4 protein-coding genes and 1 tRNA gene are annotated in these 4,190 nt (G+C 56.0%); 3 read left to right on the forward strand and 2 right to left on the reverse strand.

The window, feature by feature from the left end; genetic code table 11:
* Positions 1 to 20: 20 nt before the first annotated feature.
* Together csdA and csdE are read left to right on the forward strand one after the other, a co-directional pair.
* Positions 21 to 1,226 (forward strand): cysteine desulfurase CsdA, encoded by a 1,206-nt coding sequence (csdA, locus tag KQJ18_RS22195; protein WP_216422757.1) that lies wholly within the window; start codon positions 21 to 23, stop codon positions 1,224 to 1,226.
* On the forward strand, positions 1,226 to 1,672 hold the full coding sequence (gene csdE / locus KQJ18_RS22200) for a cysteine desulfurase sulfur acceptor subunit CsdE (RefSeq protein ID WP_216422756.1): 447 nt from the start codon (positions 1,226 to 1,228) through the stop codon (positions 1,670 to 1,672). The genes csdA and csdE overlap by 1 nt, the downstream gene beginning before the upstream one ends.
* A 78-nt stretch (positions 1,673 to 1,750) precedes the next feature.
* Here the strand turns inward: csdE and tcdA are convergent, their stop codons facing one another.
* Positions 1,751 to 2,557, reverse strand: coding sequence for a tRNA cyclic N6-threonylcarbamoyladenosine(37) synthase TcdA (gene tcdA / locus KQJ18_RS22205; RefSeq protein ID WP_110496968.1), 807 nt, complete (start codon positions 2,555 to 2,557; stop codon positions 1,751 to 1,753).
* Between the two features lie 134 nt (positions 2,558 to 2,691).
* A complete protein-coding gene (mltA, locus tag KQJ18_RS22210; protein ID WP_042310759.1) occupies positions 2,692 to 3,789 on the reverse strand; it encodes a murein transglycosylase A in 1,098 nt (365 codons plus the stop codon).
* Positions 3,790 to 3,994: 205 nt separating this feature from the next.
* Here mltA and KQJ18_RS22215 point away from each other — a divergent pair.
* A tRNA-Met gene (locus KQJ18_RS22215) sits at positions 3,995 to 4,071 on the forward strand.
* Positions 4,072 to 4,190 lie beyond the last annotated feature (119 nt).

Below are 4,190 nucleotides of genomic sequence, written 5' to 3' on the forward strand. Positions count from 1 at the left end.
TTATTGAACTGAGGATGACCATGAACGCATTTAATCCCGCGCAGTTTCGCGCGCAATTTCCCGCACTCAACGATGCCGGCGTCTACCTCGACAGCGCTGCTACTGCACTGAAGCCGCAATCCGTGATTGAGGCGACCCAGCAATTTTATAGCCTGAGCGCCGGGAACGTGCATCGCAGCCAGTTTGCCGAAGCGCAACGCCTGACCGCGCGCTATGAGGCCGCACGGGAAAAGGCCGCGCGCCTGATCAACGCCCCGGATGACAAAACGATAGTCTGGACCCGTGGCACAACGGAAGCTGTCAACATGGTTGCCCAAAGCTATGCGCGTCCGCGCTTACGGCCGGGCGATGAGATTATCGTCAGCGTGGCGGAACATCATGCCAATCTCGTTCCATGGTTGATGGTGGCTGAGCAAACGGGCGCTAAGGTAGTCAAACTCCCGCTCAACGCCCATTTGCTACCGGACGTCGAGCGTCTGGTTGAGCTCATCAATCCGCGCAGTCGCATTCTGGCGCTGGGGCAGATGTCGAACGTCACCGGCGGTTGCCCGGATTTAGCCCGCGCCATTACGCTCGCCCATGAGGCTGGCATGGTGGTGATGGTTGATGGCGCGCAGGGAATTGTGCATTTTCCCGCTGACGTGCAGCAGTTAGATATTGATTTCTATGCCTTCTCGGGCCACAAGTTGTATGGCCCTACCGGTATTGGCGTACTGTATGGTAAGCCAGAATTACTGGAGGCCATGTCACCATGGCTCGGCGGCGGCAAGATGATTAGCGAAGTCAGCTTTGACGGTTTCACCACCCAGGCGGCCCCCTGGAAGCTGGAGGCCGGTACGCCTAACGTAGCTGGCGTCATCGGGCTAAGCGCGGCGCTCGAGTGGCTGGCGGACATTGATGTTGCGCAGGCCGAAAACTGGAGCCGGGGTCTGGCGACGCTGGCAGAAGACGCCCTGGCGAAACGTCCCGGTTTTCGTTCCTTCCGTTGCCAGGACTCCAGTCTGTTAGCCTTTGATTTCGCTGGCGTTCATCACAGTGATATGGTGACGCTGCTGGCCGAATATGGCATTGCGCTGCGCGCAGGGCAACACTGCGCACAACCACTGCTGGCGGAGCTGGGCGTATCCGGGACCCTACGCGCCTCTTTTGCGCCCTATAATACGCAAAGTGATGTGGATGCGTTGGTCGCAGCCGTTGACCGCGCGCTGGAAATATTGGTGGATTAATGACAAGCCCTTTATTCGCCGGACACCCGTTTGGCACAACCGTAACGGAAGAGACGTTGCGTACTACGTTTGCCCCGCTCAGCCAGTGGGAGGATAAATATCGTCAGCTAATTCTGCTGGGTAAGCAGCTTCCGGCGCTGCCGGAGGCGCTAAGGACGCAGGCAAAAGAGATAGCGGGATGTGAAAACCGCGTCTGGCTGGGATATACCCTGCACGAGAACGGCACCCTGCATTTCTTCGGCGACAGCGAAGGCCGCATTGTGCGCGGGCTGTTGGCGGTATTGCTCACCGCCGTTGAAGGTAAAACCGCAGCCGAGTTACGGGCGCATTCACCCATGGCGCTATTTGACGAGTTAGGGTTAAGCGCGCAACTCAGCGCCTCGCGAAGCCAGGGCCTGCATGCGTTGAACGAGGCGATTCTTGAAGCTGCCCGGCAAGCCGGATGACGACGGCTGATGCGTCTTATCCGGCCTATAACACCGCACGAACTGTAGGTCGGATAAGCATAACGCTATCCGACACAATCAACTCTGGCGCGCCGCTTTCGCCATCATCTTCTTCAGCGCATGGGAAACGGCTACAAAGCCAAAGGTAGCCGTCACCATGGTGGCGGCGCCAAACCCTGAGGCGCAATCCATACGTTTTGGCCCTTCCGCCGTCGCCTTCATGGCACACACCGAGCCATCTGCCTGCGGGTAAACCAGCGCCTCGGTCGAGAACACGCAGTCCACGCCCAGCTTGCCTTTACTGTTTTTCACCACGCCAAAATCACTCTTCAGTCGCTCACGCAGCTTGGCCGCCAGCGGATCCTGAATGGTTTTTGCCAGATCAACCACCTGAATCTGCGTCGGATCGATCTGCCCGCCCGCACCGCCGGTGGTTACCAGCGGAATCTTATTACGCCGACAGTACGCAATGAGCGCCGCTTTCGGGCGCACGCTGTCAATCGCATCGATGACATACGAATAACCCGCATTCATATACTCCGCAACGTTATCTGGCGTAACAAAATCATCGACCACGTTCACCAGGCACTCCGGGTTAATCTGGCGGATACGTTCCGCCATCACCTCAGCTTTTGCTAAACCAACGTTATCGCGCAGCGCATGGATCTGACGGTTAGTATTGGTGACGCAAACATCATCCATATCGATGAGCGTAATCGCGCCAATGCCGGTACGCGCCAGCGCTTCCGCCGCCCACGATCCCACACCGCCAATCCCGACCACGCAAACATGCGCTCCGGCAAATAACTGCAGCGCATTTTCGCCATACAGCCGCGCCGTGCCGCCAAAACGCTGACGCCAGGCGTCACTGATAACCACAGACATAGAACCTCAAATATAGAAAACAAAAAGAGCGGACAAATACCGCCCTTGATGACTGCATCACTGCCTGATGGCGGCTACGCCTTATCAGGCCTACTCAGTAATGTAGGCCGGATAAGCGAAGCGCCATCCGGCAATTAACCGCTAAATACGTTACCCGCATTGGCCGCTGTTTTCAGCACCCATACGCGACCGTAGTGATTATACCACCCGGCACGATGTCCGGCGTCAGCGCCAATGCCCTGATAGATATCAAAGTGCTGGCCTTTAATCGCACCGCCCACATCCAGCGCCACCATCAGGCGCAGTTCATATTGACCGGTGAACTTACCGTTATTGTCCAGCAAGGGGACTTCCGCCAGTAACGTGGTGCCCGCAGGAATGATACTGCGGTCAGAAGCCACGGATGCGCGGCCAATCAGCGGTACCGCGCTGGCCCCTTTCACCGGCGCAAAAGATTGTGGCTTAAAGAAGACAAACGATGGGTTCTGCTCCAGCAGCTCACGCACTTCGGCCTCGCTGTGCGTCTCTCCCCAGTGGCGAATGGCCTGCATCGACATATCTTCTTTTTTCACTTCGCCACGATCAATCAACACCTTACCGATACTGCGATAGGCATGGCCGTTTTTCCCGGCATAGCTAAAGAAGTTTAGCGGGCTGCCGTCGCCAAAATCGATATAGCCACTGCCCTGAACATCCATAATAAAGTTGTCCATCAGGGAGTTGCTGTACGCCAGAATATAATTATCGCTTAGCGCGCCTGCGTAGATCTCGGCACGAGAGGGTAAACGTCCGCGTTTTGGCGGCATGCGATAAATAGGATACTGGAACTCGCCCTGACGCGTGTGGCGCGCCTGAATAACCGGCGTGTAATAACCCGTAAACTGGACGTTACCGTAATTGTCCGCCCCTTCCATTTGCCACGCGTCAATACCAAACTGACGCATGCTGCGCGTATCACCGCCCGCACGTAACCATTGCTGGATAGCGTTGTAGACGTTGCTCTGGTTACCGTACAAACGCGGCGAAGCGCTGCGAATTTGATTAACCTGCTCGGCGAAATCACCGGCATTGATTGGCGCGCCAACCGCATCAGGCTGGTTCACCAGTGAGAAAGGCTGGGTAAATTTCCCGTCTTTATACTGCTGCCCACGATCGGTGGGTTTTGAGGAACACGCGGCGAGCATCGCAACGACTGCTCCCGCCAGAAGATATTTTGCCCAACGTCCTTTCATTGTTCTCGTCTTATGTTGCCTGAATGCGAGACGAAGATAACAAACCCCCGTACCTAATGAAATGCGAATGCATACCCGAACGCAAATTTTGCGCAAAAAATAATCCAGAATACGTTGTTTTTGTTCATTTTCACCCTTAAAACGTGATCAAGGTGAAAAAAGGGTTGCATGAAAATGCGAGCAGAGTATAGTGCGCATCCACGGACGCGGGGTGGAGCAGCCTGGTAGCTCGTCGGGCTCATAACCCGAAGGTCGTCAGTTCAAATCTGGCCCCCGCAACCAATTAAAATCAGAAGCAGTAACGTTACTCGATGGAAGAGTAATGACGGACGCGGGGTGGAGCAGCCTGGTAGCTCGTCGGGCTCATAACCCGAAGGTCGTCGGTTCAAATCCGGCCCCCG

Origin of the sequence: Citrobacter sp. S55_ASV_140, from assembly GCF_018919505.1 — a bacterium.
Classification (GTDB): domain Bacteria; phylum Pseudomonadota; class Gammaproteobacteria; order Enterobacterales; family Enterobacteriaceae; genus Citrobacter; species Citrobacter werkmanii.